The following is a 911-nucleotide window of genomic DNA, read 5'->3' on the forward strand; positions in this document are numbered from 1 at the left end:
TTGATCGCCCCCATCGCGACAGTCATTGACCAACCTGACAGAGGAATGGGTGCAATTATGGTGCGCGGTTCACGATCGTAACTGTTTGCTCAGCCCATCGGACTTGAAATTTGCAGAATATTTGCCGGACGGGCGCCCTCACAATAATCGCACCAGTCCTGCATTAGCATCCGGCGCTTGTCGAGCGCGTCGCCGCGCCGATATGCGCGCTCTGATTTGCTGGAGATGGTGTGGGCAAGAACCTGCTCGATCACTTCGCGCGGATAATGGGTGCAGTCGCCAGCCCAGTCCCGGCAGGTGGAACGAAACCCGTGGGTTGTTATATGCCGACCAGCCGCGCGCGCCTGCGGCCCATTGCGACCCATCCGCTTGAGCAGTTGAAGCATGGCCATGTTGGAGAGTGGTCGGTCACGCTGGGCAATAAACACGAAGTCATTGATCTGCATGGGCCGCAGAGTGTCGAGAATTTCCATGGCGCGCGAGGACAGCGGCACACGGTGCTCCTTCTTCGCCTTCATCCGCCCGGCAGGGACAATCCAGAGCTTCTCGTCCAGATCGAACTCCGACCATTTGGCGCCGATGATCTCGCCGGTTCGCCCGCCGGCAAGAATGGCAAATTCCAGAGCCAGCGCCGCCACGGATTCTCGCTGGCGCAATTCAGAGATAAAGGCTGGAATTTCCTTGTAAGGCAAAGCCTCGTGATGCCGGTCGCTCTTTGGCTGTTTCGGCAGGAGGTTCTCGAGATGGCCTTTCCAGCGGGCCGGGTTCGGCCTGTCCTCCGGAATATGCCCCAGGCTTTGCGCCGCATTGAGAATCATCTCGATGCGCCCGCGCAGGCGTGAGGCGCTCTCGGGGATTTTCAGCCAGAGCGGTTTCAGAACGCTCAGGACATGTTCGGTTCTGATCTGGTC

Annotated in this window: 1 protein-coding gene; it reads right to left on the reverse strand. The window is 59.1% G+C overall.

Features of this window, described 5'->3' with window-relative positions:
• Window positions 1-89 precede the first annotated feature (89 nt).
• On the reverse strand, window positions 90-911 hold an 822-nt coding region (locus AC0N03_RS16745; RefSeq protein ID WP_474290049.1), incomplete at its 5' end, for a tyrosine-type recombinase/integrase.

This window comes from Methylocystis sp. sgz306128, assembly GCF_056032725.1.